The following is a 20,625-nucleotide window of genomic DNA, read 5'->3' on the forward strand; positions in this document are numbered from 1 at the left end:
ACGCGCAGCATCGGCGCATGCTGGACATGGGAATGATATGTTGTGTGCAATGTCATCTATACGAATATAAGAAAAATTAGGAATTAAGCAGCAGGAATTAGGAATTGGGCGGTGGCAAATGTGTTAAAAATCAGTTAAATGCATGTTTTAAATATAGGGATTGATTGCGTAAGTATGCGGAAGACGAGATAAAAAAGGGGATGCATCTGATGATACATCCCCTTTACAGGTATAATTTGTGAAAAATATTATCTCACTTCGCTACCAGCATCAACGTTAGCATCCGGGTTAACGAATACAAGTTTACCGGCAGCATTTTCCGCCATCAGGATCATTCCCTGGCTTTCGATACCGCGCATTTTTCTCGGCGCCAGGTTAGCCACCAGCGTTACCTGTTTGCCAATTACTTCTTCTGGTTTAAAATGCTCAGCGATACCGGATACAACTGTACGTTTTTCGGTACCGATATCTACGAGTAATTTCAGCAGTTTATCGGCTTTCGGTACTTTCTCTGCTTCCAGGATGGTACCTACGCGCAGGTCTATTTTTCCGAAATCATCAAACTGTATTTCAGGTTTCTGTTCTTTCACCGGTGCTTCGGCGGGCGTCACCGGTTTGATCAGACCTGCATGCAGTTTTTTGATCTGTTCTTCAATCTTCGCATCATCGATCTTAGTGAACAGGTATTCAGGCGGACGCAGGGAGTAGCCTACGCTTACCAGTTTCAGACTACCTGCGTTCTCCCAGTCCAGCACTCTATCTACCAGTTTCAGCACATGGCAGATCTTCTTAGCCGTAAACGGCAGGAATGGATTGATCAGTACAGCCAGATTAGCGGTTAGCTGTAAACACAGATGCAGACAGTTATCAATCAGTTTCTGGTTTTCTTCTGCGTTCCTAGCCAGGATCCATGGCTCTTTCTCCTGCAGATATTTGTTACCCTGACGGGCTACATCTATTACTTCAGCCAGTGCTTCACGGAAACGGAAATTCTCAAGAGAATCTTCTATCCGCTGCTTAGAAGCCTGCAGATTAGTGAGCAATGCATTATCCTTATCGTCTTTCAGCTCCTGATGGAATGCAGGTACTTTACCACCGCAAAGCTTATGCATTAATATCATTGTACGATGAATAAAGTTGCTAAAGATATCTACTAGCTCACTGTTGTTACGCTGCTGAAAATCCTTCCAGGTGAAATCGTTATCCTTCGTCTCAGGTGCGGTGCTGGTCAATACATAACGCAATACATCCTCCTGACCAGGGAAATCCTTCACATAGTCGTGTACCCACACGGCCCAGTTACGGGAAGTAGATACTTTTTCACCTTCGATGTTAAGGAACTCATTTGCCGGAACATTCTCAGGCAATACGAATCCACCATGTGCTTTCAGCATCGCCGGGAATATGATACAGTGGAACACGATATTGTCTTTACCAATAAAGTGCACCAGTTTAGTATCTTCTTTACACCAGTAGTCTGCCCAGTTCTCGGTCAGTTCTTTAGTAGCAGAGATATAACCGATCGGCGCATCAAACCATACGTAGAGTACTTTACCTTCAGCATCAGGCAGTGGCACTTTAATACCCCAGCTGGAGTCGCGGGTCATCGCTCTGCTTTGCAGACCGCTGTCCAGCCAGCTCTTACACTGTCCGTATACGTTGTTTTTCCATTCTTTATGACCTTCCAGTATCCATTCCTTCAGGAATGGTTCATAGTTCTGTAAGGGCATGTACCAGTGCTTGGTCTTTTTCTTGACAGGCACGGCATTGCTAAGGGTAGAACGCGGGCTGATCAGCTCATCAGGGCTCAGGGAGGATCCACATTTCTCACACTGGTCACCATAGGCATTCGGGTTACCGCATTTAGGGCAGGTACCTACAATATACCGGTCGGCCAGGAAGACATTGGTGGTCTCGTCGAAGAACTGCTCGCTTTCTCTCTCTTCGAACAGCCCTTTATCGTACATCGTCTTGAAGAAGTCAGCTGCTGTTTCGTGGTGTATTTGCTTAGTGGTACGGGAGAAAATATCGAAAGAGATACCCATGTCTGTAAAGCTGTCATAGATGATCTTATGATATTTATCCACAATATCCTGCGGAGTCACGTTTTCCTTCATCGCCTTGATGGTGATAGGTACTCCGTGTTCGTCAGTTCCTCCTATGAACTTTACATCCGCCTTCTTAGCGCGCAGGTAGCGTACGTATATGTCGGCGGGAATATAACAGCCAGCCAGGTGACCGATGTGGACCGGTCCGTTAGCGTAAGGCAATGCCGCTGTTATTAGATATCTGTTAAATTTTCCCATGTTCGCTTAAAGAATGCTTAAATAATCGAAATTCTGTTTTTGCTTTTGGAGGAGCGAAAAGTATTTATCAACTTAGCCCTGTCGGGTTTGGGCTAACTCCCCAAATAGTCTGCAAAGGTAATTAAAGCATAGAACAATGAAAATTCCGCCATACCTCAAAAAGGGTGATCTCATAGGCATCACCTGCAGTAGTAGTAAAATGGACCAGCAGGCAGCAGAATATGCGGCTGGCGTGATCAGTTCCTGGGGGTTCCAGGTACATCTGGGCATTACGGTAGGCACCAGTTTTCATAACTTTTCCGCTCCGGACGAACTGCGGCTGGAAGAGCTGCAGGACATGCTGGACGATCCAGATATCAAAGCTATCATTTTTGGACGCGGTGGTTATGGCATGGTGTGTATACTGGACGACCTGGATTTTAAGAAGTTCCGCAAACATCCGAAGTGGATCTGCGGATACAGCGACATTACGGCGCTTCACACCCATATTCAGCACCAGTATGGCATTCCTACCATTCATTCCATGATGTGTAGTGGCATAAAGCCGGAAACCGTTGATAATGAGTATGTGGACAGTCTGCGACAGGCCCTGAAGGGTACCTCCTACCGTTACACCACAGCGGCGCATGACCTTAACCGTACCGGGAAAGTAACAGGAAAACTGATCGGTGGGAACCTTTCCCTACTGGCGAACCTGTCAGGAACGGAATCTCAGCCGGATACAAAAGGAAAGATCCTGGTGCTGGAAGACATCGGGGAGTACCGGTATAATGTAGACAGAATGATGTATAACCTGAAAAGGGCCGGATGGCTGGAAGAACTGGCAGGGCTGGTTGTAGGCTCCTTTACGGAGGGTAAGGAGACGGAGACGCCTTTTGGCCAGACCGAGTACGAGATTATCCGGAACATGGTCCAGGATTATGACTACCCGGTCTGCTTTGGTTTCCCGGTAGGACATACCCATGAGAACTATGCCCTGAAACTGGGTTTGCCACATGAATTACATGTAACAGCCAGACAGGCCAAATTATTTCAGCGCGATATCTAGGGCTTTCTGGTAATCCGGGTATTTCTCCAGATTATTGTGGTCAGCACCAGGTATAGGAATGAATTTGTCACCTTTTTTGAACAGTGTCTCCAGCTTTTTCCCTGATTCCAACGGAATAGTATGATCGTCTGTACCATGAATGATCACCACAGGAGCCGTTACTTTAGGTAAGTATTCATCCGTAGGAAATTTAAAGTCCAGCATATAACCGTACGGGTATACCGGTGCGAGGCGATTCGCCATTTCTGTCATGTTGAAGTAAGGTGCTTCGAGTACAAGCTGCTTACAATCTCTGATGGCCGCCAGTTCGGCAGCTACGGCAGTCCCCAGGGATCTTCCGTAAAGAATGATACTATCAGGAGGAAAGAGCTTTCTGGCCACCTCATACATATGCAGTGCATTTGTATAGATAGCCTGCTCCGTCAGCTTGCCGGTCGATTTTCCATAGGTGGGATAGTCCATCATCAGAACGCTATAGCCACGGTCTGTCATTTGCTGGGCTTTAGCACCATATTTTGACACATTACGGGCATTCCCATGAAAGTATAGCACGATGCCTTTAGGCGCTGCTGCTTTGAACAGAATAGCGCTTAACGTTTGTTTGTCGTCGAGGCGGATATTGATCTCTTCAAATGGCAGGTTGTATTTGAAAGTATAGTCAGCCGTCAGCGGTTCCGGGTGAAAGATAATTTTCTTCTGGAACAGGGTCAGCAACACCCCACCTACCAGGTAGAGTCCCAGCAGGGCTGACAGTATAGGTTTTAATTTTAGTTTGCGGAACATAAACAGATTTAATCTTCGATATCAGGTAAGATCTCAATACCATAATCTTCTGCCGTTAGTACACCTCTTGCCTTGGTATCTGCCAGGATAGCAGGATTCGGGAAGAGTGTGCTCACCTGGTAGGTATTATGGAGGAAGTTCATGCTGTAGAATTTGTTGGCCAGACCATCAGGTACACCAGCGATATACTTCAGCACTTCATTGACGATCATCATACCAGTAGCACCATGCGTTACACCAATAGCACCTGCATCGAAGTTACGGTGATCATCTACCAGATCAAGGCTGCAACGATAAGAGGCCGCTGCATCGCCACTGGCAGGAGCAATATTAAAACCAGCCCACCAGGACACCCAGTTATGTACTTCGCCAATCACGAATGGTTTACCATTCGCAATACAGGCATCGTTGATGACCATATGTGTAGGGTGGTGCTGGGAACAGTCGATCACGAGATCCATCCCTTCGAGCAGCTGCCTGATATTATCAGGTTTCACCTGTAACAGTAACGGATAATGTTTTGTAAAAGGGTTACTGGCCCATAAGCGGCTGGACGCCATTTTAGCCTTATGTTTACGCAGGTCCTGCATCTGGTAGATAGGCTGACGGTGCATATCTTCATCCGCAATCACACCGTAGTCGGCAATACCGATCACACCTACGCCACTGGCGCTTAAATACTGAATAACGGGAGAGCCCAATCCACCTGCACCAACTACGAGTATGCGTGTTTCCTTTAATTTTTCCTGCATTGCTACGCCCATGCCAGGAACAGCGATAGGATGTTTGAAATGCGCTAATTCTTTTTCAATCAAAGCCATGTTAATCTCAATTAGGAATTAAGAATTAGAAATTAAGAACTGGAAGTTTGCACCTGCAAAATTCCTGCTCCTTAATTCCTAATTCTTAACTATTATTATTCTTGTGGAAATTCCAATGTAAACTTACTGCCTTTACCCACCGTGCTTTCTACTTTGATCTTGCCTTTATGGGCATCCACGATGGCTTTCACATAACTTAATCCCAATCCGAATCCTTTTACGTTATGCACATTACCTGTATGTGCACGATAGAACTTCTCAAAGATACGGGAAATCGTGTCACGGCTCATACCGATACCGTTATCTGCGATGGTAATGATGAGGTGTTTACGTGTATTGTGTGTGGAGATAATTATTTCAAGGTCTTCTTTAGAGTACTTGATGGCATTGTCCAGCAGATTGAAGATCAGGTTGGAGAAGTGCACATCATCTGCCATAATGATCGGATTGATGGCATCCAGTCGTATCTGTGCGTGTCCCTGTTTGGCGTCCAGCTGTAATTGCAGGTTTTCCACTGTACGGGTGATCACATCATGTACATCGGTGACCTGCAGTTTCAAACCTATTTCATTCTTCTCTAACAGGGCAGATTGGAGAATACTCTCCACCTGTTTATTCATACGCTTATTCTCTTCTTTGATGATGCCGGAGAAGTAGCGGATCTTGTCTTTGTTGTCCATGACCTTTTCATTGCCGATAGCATCAATAGCCAGTGATATCGTGGCCAGTGGTGTTTTCAGTTCATGCGTCATGTTGTTAATGAAGTCGGACTTGATCTCAGAGAGTTTCTTCTGATTGAGCATGGTCCGGATAGTGAGGATAAATGCCGTGATGATCACAGCCGTAAACAGCAGCCCCCCCGCCATCATTCTGCCAAGCGAGAGTAGCAGAATAGTATTGTCCTTTGGTTGCACCACCAGGAGCGTTTCCGTTTCACCTGTAGCATATTCAAAACTGTTCAGTAACGGTACATACTGGAAGAGATAGTCAAGACTGTCAACGCTGGCGGTTTCCAGCATTTTCGACAGTCCGGCGGACTGCATACGGATACCGTTGCTATTACCAAAATGTCCTTTACCCAGGATAGCAAATTCGAAGGTCGTATCCAGGTGCTCTTCACGCAGCTTGGTGGAGATGAGCTTATGCACTTCATCAGTAGTAAAGCGGTCACTGATATTGACGGTAAGATCAACCGTGTTTGTGATCTCATAGCGGTCTATAGCCAGTCCTTTTTCCGACGGACGGATGGTAGTGCCATCTACTTTAAAACGCATGGGAGGAGCCTTACGTGACAGCATTTGCTCCCTCACGGTATTCATTACGTTTACAGTACGCTGTTCCATCTGCTCACGGCGTACGATGGCTGCGTTGTAGATCCAGTTCACCTGGATCCAGATGATTCCCAATAGTGACAGGGTAATTAAAACCACAATAATGGGAAATACTTTCTTCAATGGTACCATGCTACATCAATACTAAGGCGCACAAGATACTTACAAAGAACGAGGGTACCAGCACCTGAATTGTTAAAAATCATTGCTTGCTATAGCAACATTAATACAAATTTAAAAGCTGGAAACCGTTATCTGTATTCAGTTTGGGAATAAAACATCACTTTAACGTAATTTTAACTGGTAAATAATATTTGTAATTGGACAATCTTCTGTACATTTGCCTTATCAAACTGGTACTAAATTTGATGTACTGGTTATCAAACTAGCAATTTTTAAATTTCTACATACATCGACATGGATTTCGTTTCCATAAGCGATTTAGATTTTGGTTGATAAAATGGTAAGGAGGCTTTCTAGCCTCCTTTTACTTTTTATACGCATTTTAACACCGTTAAAAGCCCTTTTACAGCTGCTATGGGAATGATTCCCTTCCTCTATAAACAATACATGAAACTGGCAAGTAATTCTCCAACAAATACTACTATACTTGCTTTCAATTAGTTAAATTTGGGTAAGTGATAAAATTGTTAGTGTATGGTTTCTTTGTCGTCTGGAATATTACTGATCGCCGACCCTTTTCTCAAAGACCAGCATTTTGCACGCACAGTCGTATTACTGTGTGAACATCAGGAGAGCAGGGGAAGCTTTGGCTTTGTACTCAACAGAGTGTTTGATCAGGCTTTGAATGAGTTGGTACCAGAAGTACTGGCAGGAAACATCCGGGTATTCTATGGCGGGCCTGTACAGATAGATACTATTCACTTTATACACCAGCAACCTGAATTAATAAAGGGCGGATTTGAGATCAGCAATGGCGTATATTGGGGGGGTGAGTTTGACCAGGTTGTATCACTTATCAATACGGGTCAGCTAGACCTGAATAAGATCAAGTTTTTTATTGGTTATTCCGGATGGAGCAGCGGACAGCTTGAGAATGAACTAAATGAAAAATCATGGATCTTATCAGAGAATAACGTACCACTCATTTTTGAAGAGAACGAACAGACTATATGGCAGCAGGCATTGAAGAACCTCGGCGCCAACTTTGCTATCATGGCTAATTTCCCGATAGATCCATTACTCAATTAGCTACGTGTATGCCAATACGTATGCCGGTAGAACAGGTATAACACCACCTGTGGAAAAAAAAGTTCAAAAATTATTATCAGCCTACACTTTGAGGGCCAACGACTAACGTCAATGGGTGCTTTCCTATTGCCCAAAACATCTTCCTTAAACGAGGATATTTAAAAAAAATCAAATATCTTGCTTAGGCAATAAAGTAATGTAGTCAGAGCATTCTATTGTTTGTAAACCTATAAGAATAGGACACCGTAGGGGAAGGAATCTAATATAACCGAATATCAATACCTATGAAGGACAAACCAGACACGTTTACACCTTCCTGGATATAAAATATTTAGAACTAAAACAATTAACAGAACGAAGTAAGTAGAAGGCCCTTTTTTCATTCAGGGTCGCAGACTTTATTTCAGTCGGTTGAAGCAATAAAATCATTCATAAACATAAAATATTCATTTTCATAGGAACAGGCCCTAGTGCCGCTGCAGGATGTATTTTCTGCGCAGCCGGGACCTGATTTGTGCAACGCCCTGGCCAGTAATCTTACTGAGCTTAGAACAGGGTTATTTATTAATTAGATTGGAATAGTTAGGACAAAAAGAAAGGCCGGGTAATCATACCCGGCCTATTTATTTTTAATCAGGAATTAAGGGACACATACTACAAATAATATCAATGACAGATGATTGTGCGGTACAATTTTACATACAATACAATCCCGGATATAGCGAATAGATTATAACAAAAAAGAGAGGCACTTTTAAAGTACCTCTCTTTTATTATTTGTAAGCTATTATCTATGCTGTTAAAGGCAATTATTGCTGGTGATTTCTCATCAGGAAGCTGGCGTTTAAATGACCAATTCCTAATTCCTAATTACTTCGCTTCCGCTCCTTCAACAAGCACAGTTGCTTTATTTCTGTAGACTTCCACGAAACCACCTTCTATGTTATAGAACTCGCTCTGTGTTTTATCCTTCAGCACCTTCATCCTGCCTTTGCCGAGGGCAGCGATCAACGGCGCGTGCTTATCCAGCACTTCGAAAAGACCGTCAATGCCTGGCAGCTGTACACCATACACTTCGCCGGAATACAGTTTTCTCTCAGGTGTTAATACTTCTAATAACATATTAAAAGTTAAGGGTGAAAAATATTAGTTCTTAGCTGCTTCCAGCAGTTTCTTACCTTTTTCAATAGCCTGTTCGATATTACCTACCAGGTTGAATGCTGCTTCAGGATACTCATCTACTTCTCCGTCCATGATCATGTTGAAACCACGGATAGTTTCTTCGATTGGTACCAGTACACCTTTCAGACCAGTGAACTGTTCTGCTACGTGGAATGGCTGAGACAGGAAACGCTGTACACGACGAGCGCGGGATACAGTCAGTTTATCTTCGTCGCTCAACTCATCCATACCCAGGATCGCAATGATGTCCTGCAGCTCTTTATAACGCTGAAGGATCATTTTCACTCTCTGTGCACAGTTGTAGTGTGCTTCACCTACGATAGATGGAGACAGGATACGCGAAGTTGAATCCAGTGGGCTCACCGCAGGGTAGATACCTAAGTCGGAGATCTTACGATCCAGTACCGTGGTAGCATCCAGGTGGGCGAAAGTTGTAGCCGGAGCCGGGTCAGTCAAGTCATCCGCAGGTACGTAAACCGCCTGTACGGAAGTGATGGAACCATTCTTAGTGGAAGTGATACGCTCCTGCATCAGACCCATCTCTGTTGCCAGGGTTGGCTGGTAACCTACCGCAGAAGGCATACGACCTAACAGCGCCGATACTTCAGAACCTGCCTGGGTGAAACGGAAGATGTTGTCAACGAAGAACAGGATATCTTTACCACCACCTGCAGTACCATCGCCATCACGGAAATATTCTGCCATGGTCAGACCAGACAATGCCACACGAGCACGTGCTCCCGGTGGTTCGTTCATCTGACCGAAGATGAAGGTAGCCTGAGATTTCTTCAGACCTTCTTTATCTACTGCGCTGAGATCCCATCCGCCATGTTCCATGGACTCCTGGAATTTCTCACCATATTTTACGATACCAGCTTCGATCATCTCACGCATCAGGTCATTACCTTCACGGGTACGCTCGCCCACGCCCGCAAATACGGACAGACCTTCGTAACCTTTTGCGATGTTGTTGATCAGCTCCTGGATCAATACTGTTTTACCTACACCAGCACCACCGAACAGACCGATCTTACCACCTTTTGCATAAGGCTCGATCAGGTCGATTACTTTAATACCAGTGAACAATACTTCTGTATCTGTTGCCAGATCTTCGAATCTAGGTGGTTTACGGTGAATTGGATAACCATCGGTGCTATCTACATCACCCAAGCCATCAATAGCCTCACCTACCACGTTGAACAAGCGACCTTTGATGCCTTCGCCCACCGGCATTTTAATTGGAGTACCCTTGTCGGTTACGGCCATTCCCCTCACAAAACCATCCGTAGAGTCCATCGCCACGCAACGAACGCTGTCTTCACCAAGGTGCTGCTGAACTTCCAGCACTACCTTTTGACCATTCTCGCGGGTAATTTCCAATGCGTTGTAGATTTCGGGCAACTTTCCATCAAAGTGGACGTCCACCACGGGACCGATAATTTGCTTGATCTTACCTGTGTTAGGCATATTTTTAAGAGGTTTATAAATGCTTAAAATGAGCGGTTTGTTAAATTTGCCGCAAAGGTAATTGTTAATAGGGGAAATTCAAAAAATAGTAAAACAGACCGCAGACGGTCGTCCACAGACTTCATTTTTTAGTTGTAAGTCAATTAGTTCTAAAGGCAAAAGTTGAAGAATGTGGAATGCAATTTAGCGATTCCTATCCTGAAATTACGTATTCTCCCTGATAGATAACTATTTTTTATTATAAGCAGGTGATAATATTATAAAATGTTATAACTCATTAGCCCTGCTAACTTCCAGCCTGCTCGTCCACTAACGTTTTTTTAACGGTTTCTGTGAATATTTTGCTAAAAAAACAGACAAGCAAACTGATCAAACCCTTTACAGGTAAGGATCTAGTGAATCAGGCACAGATATTGTTTTATATTCACCAAGCTAATATCTGACACCGTTTTATCGATCTATACTAAGATACTCAGGCCAGCTTTCAGCCTTAACAATTGATCAACTGTTATATACCACGCATTCGTTCACCGTTAAATTTTATTGCCTTCAATAAAGTAAGTCGCTATACAATTCCTGTTTAAGGACAAATTATGAGTTGCCACACCCTTTATTAAAACAGTCAATATGAAAAACATAAAACAATATATTTATTTATCTGTGATCATAGCTTCGCTGTCCGTCACTGCCGTCTCCTGTGCTTCGTCACAGCCTTACGCCTACCAGCAGTCATACCAGCAGCCGTATCAGGAAACGCAGGTTTCCGTATCCGGTTTCTATGATGCGCTCAGCCCATATGGCCGCTGGACCTCCTATGGTAATTAAGGACAGGTATGGATACCTAACGCCGGCCCGGACTTCCAGCCCTACGCCACTGCTGGTCACTGGGTTTACACCGATTATGGCTGGACATGGATGTCTGACTATGACTGGGGATGGGCGCCGTTCCACTACGGCCGCTGGACATTTGCCGACGGATATGGCTGGATGTGGATCCCAGGTACTGAATGGGGCCCTGCATGGGTTTCCTGGAGGAATAGCCCGGATTATTATGGATGGGCGCCGCTTGGCCCTGGTATGACCATTGGTGTCAGTGTGAACATTCCGGTGAATTACTGGTCTTTCGTACCCTGTCAATACATTACCAGCCCTCGTGTGAATCACTACTATGTGGATAGAAGCAGGCGTGTTAATGTATATAACAATACAACCATCATCAATAATACAACGATCATCAATAACCGGACTTACTACCGTGGTCCCGCTACCCGGGATGTGGAACGTTACACCCGTAATGAAATCCGCCCGGTACGTGTAGTGGATGGCGCCCGTCCCGGACGTGCTTCTGTAGACCGCGGTCAGGTAAGCATGTACCGCCCGAGACCGGCTTCGTTGAATCAACCTTCCCGGAATAACTCGTTCACAAATGGTAATAACAACAACGACCGGAACAATTCCGATCGTCCCGGAAGGACCGTACGCAGGGACAATATTCCTGACAGGAACAACGATGGCCGCCCTGATAACGTGCCGACACCTGGCAGAACAATAGACAGGGGTAATACGAACCGTCCGGATATCAATGGTACCGTTCCCAACAGACCCACTCCGGCTCCATCTGCGCCGGCTCCGTCTACTCCTTCTACTCCGTCTACAAGGCCTGTATTCCCTTCGAATCCGGCGAATACCAGTCCAAGACCTGACAACTCACGGCCTGACCGTTTTAACAACAGGGCGGAATCCAGACCGATAACACCAACGCCGGCTCCCGGACCAACATCGAGACCTCCACAGCCTCAGATGTCTCGTCCACAGCCACAGTCGCAGCCCCGTCAGATGGTAGCGCCCCCACAACCAAGACAGGTACAACCTCCGGTTCAGTCGCGTCCGCAGGTACAACCGTCCCGGCCGCAACCACAACCGCAACAGGCACAGCCGCAGCGTTCTGCGCCTTCTTCCCCGCGTGGTGAGAGAGCGACCAGAGGTGGCCGTTAACAATCAGCAGCCATAAACTTCGAGATAAATTTCAGTACTAATTCTTGTAAAGGTATGTTCCTCCGGGGGCATACCTTTTTGCATGAGCAGCATCGGCAAAGGCTGTCCGCCGGCCTGATAGGGAGGCTGTAGATAAGTAAATGCATACGTCTCGAATCCCAGTCCTTCGTAAAACCTGATCCGGCGCTGCGCATCAATCGTATGAGGTGGTTCAACCTCCAGTACGATAGAAGGATATTCCTGTTCCATTAACCGCATTACGGCGCTACCAATACCTGCTCCCCGCTGCTCCGGACTCACGGCGAAGTGTTCAATAAAAGCGAAGTCCGTCAGTTGCCAGTAAAAGACAAACCCGGCAAATACATTATCATTTTCCAGCAGTGCCAGTCTTAATGCACCACTGTTGAGTAATGTTTGCTGGGCAGGCAGGTTCCTACGTTCTTCCACTGGGAAGGCCTGTTCATACAACTGTATGACCTGATCAGGAATGTTAACGGGTGATAATAAATAGCGTATTGACAACATTTGCCACAAAGGTAAGGCAAGTGGTTACACACAGGCATGACCGGTATCAGATGATCAGAACCTACAGATCAGTGAGGGGCAGGTGCGTACAAAAATACCAGAGGTACTGACTGTAGTTTCGTCCAAAAACCACAGCAGTACCTCACAAACGAGAACCCAAGATTAATATTTAAAAGACGTATAATCCAAATGATCACTGTGGCACACACATGTAAGGATCTTCTGATCCGGGTGCCGCAGGCTTATTAACAGACCAGCAGAAGTTCATTGCCTGACTGGTAATACTTTGCAGGTGTAGTGATACCTTCTGTCCCTTACGACTGGCAGACGCGTCTACCGACTTGGTTCCCTTTGCCGGCACATCGTTGATGGTATACTGCTCTGTTTTAAATACATCGCCATTACCCTTCATGTACTGCACAGAGACAACCACATTATCCAGCGGATATTCTGCCTGGTTCCTTACGATGATCTTCAGGTCCTTGATACCTCCGAGAAAACCGGTACGGTAATCACTTGTATTCACCGAAATAAACTGTTTCCAGTTACGGCGGTAATATGTACGGCGTTCTACAAATGTACCCTCGGTACGTTGTCTTATTTCTCTCCTGTCGGCAATCTGCCGGGCCGTCTGGCTATTGACATCAAGAGAACGTCTCAGGTCGCGGTTCTCGTTGATCAGGCGTCCGTTCTCAGACAATACCTGCTTCACACGCTTCTGCTGCCTGGAATAGCTCAATACCAGGAAAATGATCAGGAAGAAGATTACAATAATATACCCTGCTTGTCGCTTCATACCAAGCGAGTAGAAAAAATAGTGCCAACTACGGACTCATCTTTCTGTAAATTCATACCTGATCTTCTGAGACTTCTCAAAATCGTACAGCGTCAGCAGCCTGACGGTATAGTAAGACGTCCAGAAGGAACGCAGTGCATTTATATAGTTCTGATTCGCCTGATCTTTCTCCGTTTGCGCCAGATTAAGGTCTGTAATAGATATCTTCCCAATGAAATAACGTTGCTTCGTGATCTCATATCGCTGTTTCGCTATCGTATCCGCCTTAGACGCACTTTCCAGCAGTTTACGCTGGATGTTGAATTGTTGTGTCTGCAGATAGATCTCCTGTTCGAAATTACGTTCCTGTTGCTGTATATCTATCTCTACCAGTTCCTGGTTAGCCTTCGCCTGTCTGACACGATTCCGGGCCTTTCCCCAGTCTATGATCGGAATAGACACCCCAACACTCAGTAACTGGTTTTGCTGCAGATTTCCACCTCCGTAAGCATTCTTTATCGAGCTTCCCTGACGTGCCTGTCCGAAGTTGGCCGAGAGGTTCAGCTGATAGCCGTTGTTCCCTCTTGCCTCGGCCACCGTTTGCTCCGCTTCCAGTCGCTGACGGCGGAAACTTAATACGGCCTGCCGGTTGTCCTGTGCTTCCCGTTGTGCTGTCTCCAGTGGTATCTGTAGCGACGGGATCGTATCGGGTAAGGCTACCTGTATGGATGCCCCTTTGGGTAAGGTGAGGAACTGGGTCAGTTCCCGGTAGGCGATCTCTTTATTAAGAGCAGCCTGCTCCAGGTTATTACGGGCGTTAAGGAGGTTCAGTTCTATCTGCAACAACTCATTCTCTGCGATCTTCCCCAGCTCAAACCGCCCTTTTGATATCCGGTACAGTGTATCGGTATTGGCGACGTTCTGTTGCAATATTAACTCCTGCTGCTGTGCCATCAACGCATTGAAGAAAAAACCCGATGCCTGTAACCCGGTTTGTTCCAGGGCTTCTATGTATTCCTTCTTGGATTCTTCATATAATAAGGGCTGTATACGGGCATCCCAGCGGTAGGGATTGTACAGCATTGTAGGCTGAGAATAGTTGATCATAAACGGTGTGGACAGATAACCTACACTCGAGAATGGATCAAATACATCGTTACGTTGCAGGTTGGTGGCAACAGATAACTGTCCGCCGGTGAACGGTACGATCTGGTCAGCTGCCAGGCTCGTAAAGGTGTAGGAATAGGAGCTACGGCTGAACGCGTAGGTTCCATCCGGCTGACGGATGCTTTCTATATTACCCAGGAAGCTACTGTTATTGGATGCCTGTAGCCGCAGCTGCGGACGGCGTCCTGCCACGTAGTACCGGTAGGCATACAAACTATTCAGCGCACTGCTGCGCGCCTTATAATAGGAAGGTGATTGCTGCTGTGCCTGTGATACCACACCCTGCAAAGACAATGTTTGCTGTGCATAGGTAAAAGAACAGGTTAACAATCCACAAAGTGTAAACAGGATACGTGTCTTAATCATGTCGCAAACATTCTATCGGGTTCTTATGTGCCGCTTTACGGGCAGGGGAAATACCAAAGATGAGTCCTACTGCTGATGCCAGCACGAAGGATATGAAAATGGAAATACCGGAGACAATAGTATGGATATCCGCCAGCTTATCTACCAGGTAAGCGCCTGAAACGCCCAGTATCACGCCTATTATGCCTCCTGTAAGACTGATCAGTACTGACTCGAAAAGGAACTGCATCACAATATCCTTTTTCTGCGCACCCAGTGCCAGACGTATACCGATCTCGCGGGTACGCTCCAGTACAGAAGCCAGCATAATGTTCATAATACCGATACCACCTACCAGCAGGGATATACCTGCGATAGCACTCAGTACGATATTGAAGACATCCTTTGTTTTCTGCTGTTGTTTCAGCAGCTGTTCAGGAATAGTGATCTCAAAGTCAAGTACATCATTGTGCCGGCGACGCAGCATCCGGCTGATGATCGTCGCTGACTCAGACAGGGATTCTGCATCGTGTACCTGTATCACTAACTGGTCCAGCTGATGAAAGATCTTATTACCTGGTTGCGGTTGTTCGCCCCAGTTCTCTTCTCCCGCACCGAGATAAAGGGACGGATTCTGATATCGTATCAGCGATGTCTGTATCGGAATATAGATATCAAGATTGTAATCCCTGATACCGAGGTTATCTTTGGTCGTTTTAGAAATAGCCTTTTCTTCTGTCACACCAATGATCTTCAGCCATTGCACACCACACTTTATGGTTTTACCAATAGGATCTTCTGCAATAAAAAACTTTCGCTTTACATCACTTCCGATCACACATACACCATCTCCCGATAACAACTGATGCTGATTAAATGAACTACCTGCACCTATTCTGATATTGTTGATCGAAAAGAATGCAGGCTCGATACCTACTATTTTGAGTTTACTGCTTTTGGAACCATATATCACATCTTTCTCCTGTATCATTTCAGGGCTGATAGCAGCTACAGTAGGGATCATGCGCTGGATGCTCTGTGCATCGGCCACACTCAGTCCCTTTGAGAAACGTGCTTTGGTATTGGAGGATTTGTTGTTATTCTCCTTGTCTTCCGACTGTTTCTGCTGATCATCATCTTTCTTGTCTTCTGCTTTTGGCTTGATAACAATATTATTCACACCAACGAGCTTCATCTGATCGAGGATCTCTGCCTGTGCGCCCCGACCTATAGCCAGCATGGCGATTACAGCAGCCACACCGAATATAATGCCCAGTGCCGTCAGAAAAGACCGTAACCGGTTGGCGCCGAGGGAGTCCAGGGCGATATATAGGTTGTTGAAATTGCGGTCCAGCATTACACTATTTTAAAGTCGTTATTTTGGATTCCTTTGCTGACGCAGGTTCAGAGAGACATACGACATCTCCTTCTGCCAGTCCTTTTTCAACAATTACTTCTTCATCATTGGATTTACCTAATAGCACCTGTTGTTTGGTGATGTTACCTGACTTACGCAGGTAGACGAAGCTGGTCTTGCCTTCGGCGAAAACAGCCTCCAGCGGGATGATCAGCTTACCAGGCACTTCGCTGATCAGGATGTTATTGGAGGTAGTCATCCCCGGTTTCAGAATAGAGTCCACCTTATTGAGCTTGATATTTACTTCAAATACTTTCGCTGTGGCACCCGGACGGGTTTCTCCGATATTCGCCACTGTTTTAACAACACCTTCCATTTTTATTTCGGGAAAGGCGTCAAGTCCCATTGTCACTTTCTGTGACTGATGAATTTTACTGATGTCCACTTCATTGATGAACACCTTGGATAACATGGATGAAAGGTCCGGCAGCATGGCTACGCGAGGATCCCAGGGACGCACGACAGACCCTGTTTTCTTTTTACCTCCGGTAGACCAGTCAGTAATATATACTAATAACCCATTTTTAGGTGCCTTAATAACGAAACGGCTTTTCAGCTCTTCCAGTCTGCCGATGACCTTATTGAACTCTTCGGCTTCACGCATGGCCTGCTGCATCTTCGTAGCCGCCTGTTTTTGTTTGATCTTGTAATTTTCTTTCATCTGCACAAGATCACGCTGTGCCTTTTCGAGATCGACCTCTGCCTGGCGGATCGTAGCCGGGGGCTCATACTTACTGAGTTCCAGTGCAAGCTTCTTTTGTTCCATGGTGAACTGGAGGTTGGTCTGCTGATCGCGCGCATCTCTGAGCGTGAGCGCAGTATCAAGCGCCGTCTGGGTAATGTTTGCATTCGACTTTTCCAGCGACAACTGTGTATCACTGATACGTTTATTCACTAACGTTGGGTCAAGGGTCGCAATGTAATCTCCTTCTTTCACGCGGGAGCCTTCATTCACCATTTCCTGGATCTTGATCTCTTCATAGATCTGGTTAGACTGGAGATCGGCAGGTGCGGAGATATAGACAGTATTTTCAGCCAGCAGTTCACCGGAACTATTCACGACATCGCGGAAACTTCCTTTGCGGACTTTGGCTGTTATACTGCTATCGGCAGCTTTACCAGCAAATACAAAATAACAGATTGCAATTACAGGCACAACAATGGCAGCTAGCAGCCATTTTTTCTTTTTAAGCATAGTGGGTAAAATGGAATTAGGAAAGGCCGGGACACTGAGTTGCTACAGACACGTTATAAAAGTAATCGTCCATTTGAAAAATAAATGTTAAAAGTACCTGTATCTGCAATCATTATCGACGGATGGGTGCAATCCAGTCGTCATTTACCCAACCCTATCGACTATCAGTAAAAAACCTATTTTTGCACCTCAAATTAGCTTCCCTATGGAACTGGTGATCGTAAATAACGAGAAGACTGCAAGGCAGTTTATCGACGTGCATGTTCAGTTGAATAAGAATGTACCGGGCTGGATACGCCCGCTGGATAAGGATATAGATCTGGTTTTCAATCCCGAGAAGAACAAGGCATACCGGCAGGGCGAATGCGTCCGCTGGATCCTGAAAGACGATAAGGGGAAACTGATCGGTCGTATCGCCGCATTTGTGAATAAGAAATATAAGTCCAAAGGCGACAAGCAGCCTACGGGTGGTGTCGGCTTTTTTGATTGTATCAATGATCAGAAAACCGCCAACTTCCTGTTTGATACTGCCCGTGAATGGCTGAGAGAAAGGGGTATGGGCGCGATGGATGGCCCGATCAACTTTGGAGAGCGCGACCGTTGGTGGGGACTGCTGGTAGAGGGTTTTCACGAACCGCTGTACGGCATGAACTTCAATCCACCTTACTACCAGCAGCTGCTGGAAAACTATGGTTTTCAGCCCTTCTTTCACCAGATCTGCTACGCAATGAGTGTTGACACCCAGCTACAGCCAAAGTTCTACGAAAGGCATGCGGCTATTGCAAAAGATCCTGATTATCGCGCGGAATATATTGATAAAAAGAACCTGGATAAATATGCCGGCGACTTCACCTTCATCTATAACAAGGCCTGGGCCGGACATGACGGAGGAAAAGATATCACCAAACAACAGGCACTGGCTATCTTCAAGCAGATGTCAGCAGTGATGGATGAAAAAATCGTCTGGTTTGCCTATTATAAAAATGAGCCTATCGGCTGCTGGCTGAACATTCCGGAGCTCAATCAGCTCTTCAAACACATGAATGGGAAATTCGGCATCCTCCAGAAACTTTTATTTCTCTTCCTTAAATTAAGGAAGAAGAACAACAAATTTACGGGTATCGTATTTGGGGTGATTCCTGAGTTTCAGGGTAAGGGAGTGGACTCATACATCATTATTGAGGCTGCCAAGATCATTCAGAAAAAACTTGCCTATAAAGAGTACGAATTACAGTGGATCGGTGATTTCAATCCTAAAATGATCAATATCGCCGAAAGTCTGGGTACCTATATCAGCCGCAGGCTCACCACCTACCGTTACCTTTTTGACAGGAACCAGCCGTATGAACGCCACCCTATTCTGGGCGTAAGATAGCAGCAGACAGGAAACAGGAAGACCAGCCACCAAAGACGGTCTTATAAGATAAAGCAAAATGGTCCGCCAGGCGGACCATTTTGCTTTATCTTATGCTGGTAACTGTGAGCTGAACAGTAGCCGTAGAGCCGGCTAATGAGGCGTTTTAACAAAGACGTTCTCCGGACGGAGGTGACGGATGATCACATTATAGATGTCTTTCTCTCGAAACGGTTTCAGCAGGTAGTCATCAAACCCGGCTTCAATGAATTCCCTGTTGGAAGGCATGGTGGTATCTGCCGTCAGCGCCAGTACAGGAATATGCGCCTTCTGCGGCTCCTTGTCTCCCCTGATCCTTCTGACCACTTCCAGACCTGTCATACGCGGCATTTGCAGGTCGAGGAGCACCATGTCATAGTTATTATTAACAAATAACTCATAGGCCGCCATGCCATCAGGTGCTTTATCAAAGCGGCACTGCCAGCGGGTAAGGATCTTTTCCATCAGTGCCAGGTTCATTTCCTGGTCATCAGCCACTAATATATACCGCCCTTTCATAAACTGACCAGTGGCCATTTGTTCTATTTCTTTCTGGGTAATGATCAGCGTCTGTGGAACGGGCAATACTTCATACGCCATCGTAAAAAAGAAACTGCTTCCTTTGCCAGGTACGCTATCTACCCCAATACTACCATGATGCAGTTCTACCAGCGCTTTCGCCAGCGCCAGTCCGATACCGGCACCGTGGGGAGAGCCTACTGCCGGTAAGGTATTATGCAGATAGTACTCAAAAATGAGCGGTTGTCTTTCCGGCGCAATGCCGCGGCCTGTATCGGTAACACTCACCGATACGCTGACTTCTCCTGCCAGTTCCCTGTCTACCCTCATATGGCAACGTATACTGCCGGCATCTGTATAACGGATGGCATTTTCCAGGAGGATGCTCAGTAACCGGCCTAGCCGTTCTCCATCACCAGTCACCTGTATCTGTTTATCACCTTCGTATATGGCTTCAAGAAATAACTGTCTGTTTTGTGCAATTTTTGCTGCACGCTCAGTGCTGCTGCTGAAAATCTTGTACAGAGAGAACGGAGCAGTATCGAGCTGCAGTTCACCTTTCTGCAACCAGGCCAGCTCCTGAAAGTTTTGTTGCATGCGGCTGAGCACACCAGCTGCTTCTTCAATATTTTTGAGCAGTTGCTGCTGATCGACATCGAGTGATGTATAATGTAATTGTTCACTGAAACCAACAATCGCGTTAAGTGGCGTGCGCACTTCCTGACTGATATTATTGATCATATTCACCCGCGCCTGTGCCAGTGCTTTCCCGGTACGATTTATGTGTATTAATTGTTGACGAAGACGCCAGATATAGTACAGTGCAAAAAGGAGTAATGCCACTAGCAGCACAGGTAAAAAGAATGACAGGTCAGTAACAGTAATGACCGCCGGAACAGGAGTATTGTTAACAGATTTCACATCCACAAGTACGAATACAGAGAGAACGAACGGGGTATATTCAAGAGCAACCGACTGATACATCGTATGCGTTTAAAAGTTGAAAAAACGTTGGCGGAGAACACACAATTAACAAGACTTCCTGGCTGTACTAATCCCGGTCTTTTATCAGAAGAAATGATGTACCGAATTTAACTAAAAGCGGTGAGATGGAAAATTATTTCCCTTTCGTGTTATATTCCGG

Annotated in this window: 17 protein-coding genes; 5 read left to right on the top strand and 12 right to left on the bottom strand. The window is 45.8% G+C overall.

Annotated elements, in window-relative coordinates:
* Positions 1-248: 248 nt before the first annotated feature.
* On the bottom strand, positions 249-2,306 hold the full coding sequence (gene metG / locus GWR21_RS14590; RefSeq protein WP_162332459.1) for a methionine--tRNA ligase: 2,058 nt from the start codon (positions 2,304-2,306) through the stop codon (positions 249-251).
* A gap of 136 nt (positions 2,307-2,442) precedes the next feature.
* On the opposite strand from metG, the gene GWR21_RS14595 reads away from it, so the two are divergent.
* Positions 2,443-3,354, top strand: a complete 912-nt coding sequence (locus GWR21_RS14595) for a S66 peptidase family protein (protein ID WP_162332460.1) — start codon at positions 2,443-2,445, stop codon at positions 3,352-3,354.
* On the opposite strand, the gene GWR21_RS14600 is transcribed toward GWR21_RS14595, so the two are convergent.
* The 3 genes from GWR21_RS14600 to GWR21_RS14610 form a co-directional block, all read right to left on the bottom strand.
* Complete coding sequence (locus tag GWR21_RS14600) at positions 3,334-4,137, bottom strand: alpha/beta hydrolase (RefSeq protein ID WP_162332461.1); 804 nt, start codon at positions 4,135-4,137, stop codon at positions 3,334-3,336. The two genes, GWR21_RS14595 and GWR21_RS14600, sit on opposite strands and share 21 nt — an antisense overlap.
* Positions 4,138-4,145: 8 nt before the next feature.
* Positions 4,146-4,958: a HesA/MoeB/ThiF family protein gene (locus tag GWR21_RS14605; protein ID WP_162332462.1), complete on the bottom strand. Its 813-nt coding sequence runs from the start codon at positions 4,956-4,958 to the stop codon at positions 4,146-4,148.
* A 95-nt stretch (positions 4,959-5,053) separates the two neighbouring features.
* The gene (locus GWR21_RS14610) at positions 5,054-6,421 is read right to left on the bottom strand and encodes a sensor histidine kinase (protein WP_162332463.1); all 1,368 of its coding nucleotides are present in this window, start codon (positions 6,419-6,421) and stop codon (positions 5,054-5,056) included.
* A 525-nt stretch (positions 6,422-6,946) separates the two neighbouring features.
* Between GWR21_RS14610 and GWR21_RS14615 the strand changes: the two genes are divergently transcribed.
* The gene (locus GWR21_RS14615; RefSeq protein WP_162332464.1) at positions 6,947-7,501 is read left to right on the top strand and encodes a YqgE/AlgH family protein; all 555 of its coding nucleotides are present in this window, start codon (positions 6,947-6,949) and stop codon (positions 7,499-7,501) included.
* Between the two features lie 870 nt (positions 7,502-8,371).
* On the opposite strand, the gene atpC is transcribed toward GWR21_RS14615, so the two are convergent.
* A complete protein-coding gene (atpC, locus tag GWR21_RS14620) occupies positions 8,372-8,623 on the bottom strand; it encodes an ATP synthase F1 subunit epsilon (RefSeq protein WP_146303714.1) in 252 nt (83 codons plus the stop codon).
* A gap of 24 nt (positions 8,624-8,647) precedes the next feature.
* A complete protein-coding gene (gene atpD / locus GWR21_RS14625; protein ID WP_162332465.1) occupies positions 8,648-10,150 on the bottom strand; it encodes a F0F1 ATP synthase subunit beta in 1,503 nt (500 codons plus the stop codon).
* Between the two features lie 627 nt (positions 10,151-10,777).
* Between atpD and GWR21_RS14630 the strand changes: the two genes are divergently transcribed.
* Together GWR21_RS14630 and GWR21_RS14635 are read left to right on the top strand one after the other, a co-directional pair.
* On the top strand, positions 10,778-10,975 hold the full coding sequence (locus tag GWR21_RS14630) for a hypothetical protein (RefSeq protein WP_162332466.1): 198 nt from the start codon (positions 10,778-10,780) through the stop codon (positions 10,973-10,975).
* Between the two features lie 12 nt (positions 10,976-10,987).
* A complete protein-coding gene (locus tag GWR21_RS14635) occupies positions 10,988-12,145 on the top strand; it encodes a DUF6600 domain-containing protein (protein WP_317165875.1) in 1,158 nt (385 codons plus the stop codon).
* A 3-nt stretch (positions 12,146-12,148) separates the two neighbouring features.
* Here the strand turns inward: GWR21_RS14635 and GWR21_RS14640 are convergent, their stop codons facing one another.
* The 5 genes from GWR21_RS14640 to GWR21_RS14660 all read right to left on the bottom strand — a co-directional run bounded on the left by GWR21_RS14640 (position 12,149) and on the right by GWR21_RS14660 (position 17,569).
* Positions 12,149-12,670: a GNAT family N-acetyltransferase gene (locus tag GWR21_RS14640; protein ID WP_162332468.1), complete on the bottom strand. Its 522-nt coding sequence runs from the start codon at positions 12,668-12,670 to the stop codon at positions 12,149-12,151.
* 193 nt (positions 12,671-12,863) lie between these two features.
* Positions 12,864-13,466, bottom strand: a complete 603-nt coding sequence (locus tag GWR21_RS14645; protein WP_162332469.1) for a hypothetical protein — start codon at positions 13,464-13,466, stop codon at positions 12,864-12,866.
* A gap of 36 nt (positions 13,467-13,502) precedes the next feature.
* A complete protein-coding gene (locus GWR21_RS14650; protein ID WP_162332470.1) occupies positions 13,503-14,978 on the bottom strand; it encodes a TolC family protein in 1,476 nt (491 codons plus the stop codon).
* Complete coding sequence (locus GWR21_RS14655; RefSeq protein ID WP_162332471.1) at positions 14,971-16,314, bottom strand: ABC transporter permease; 1,344 nt, start codon at positions 16,312-16,314, stop codon at positions 14,971-14,973. Before GWR21_RS14655 ends, GWR21_RS14650 begins: the two co-directional genes overlap by 8 nt.
* Positions 16,315-16,318: 4 nt before the next feature.
* Positions 16,319-17,569, bottom strand: coding sequence for an efflux RND transporter periplasmic adaptor subunit (locus tag GWR21_RS14660; RefSeq protein ID WP_162332472.1), 1,251 nt, complete (start codon positions 17,567-17,569; stop codon positions 16,319-16,321).
* A gap of 205 nt (positions 17,570-17,774) precedes the next feature.
* Between GWR21_RS14660 and GWR21_RS14665 the strand changes: the two genes are divergently transcribed.
* Positions 17,775-18,944 (top strand): hypothetical protein, encoded by a 1,170-nt coding sequence (locus tag GWR21_RS14665; RefSeq protein ID WP_162332473.1) that lies wholly within the window; start codon positions 17,775-17,777, stop codon positions 18,942-18,944.
* A gap of 132 nt (positions 18,945-19,076) precedes the next feature.
* Here the strand turns inward: GWR21_RS14665 and GWR21_RS14670 are convergent, their stop codons facing one another.
* Positions 19,077-20,465, bottom strand: a complete 1,389-nt coding sequence (locus GWR21_RS14670) for a hybrid sensor histidine kinase/response regulator (protein WP_162332474.1) — start codon at positions 20,463-20,465, stop codon at positions 19,077-19,079.
* Between the last annotated feature and the right edge of the window lie 160 nt (positions 20,466-20,625).

It is taken from the genome of Chitinophaga agri (genome assembly GCF_010093065.1).
GTDB classification, from domain to species: domain Bacteria; phylum Bacteroidota; class Bacteroidia; order Chitinophagales; family Chitinophagaceae; genus Chitinophaga; species Chitinophaga agri.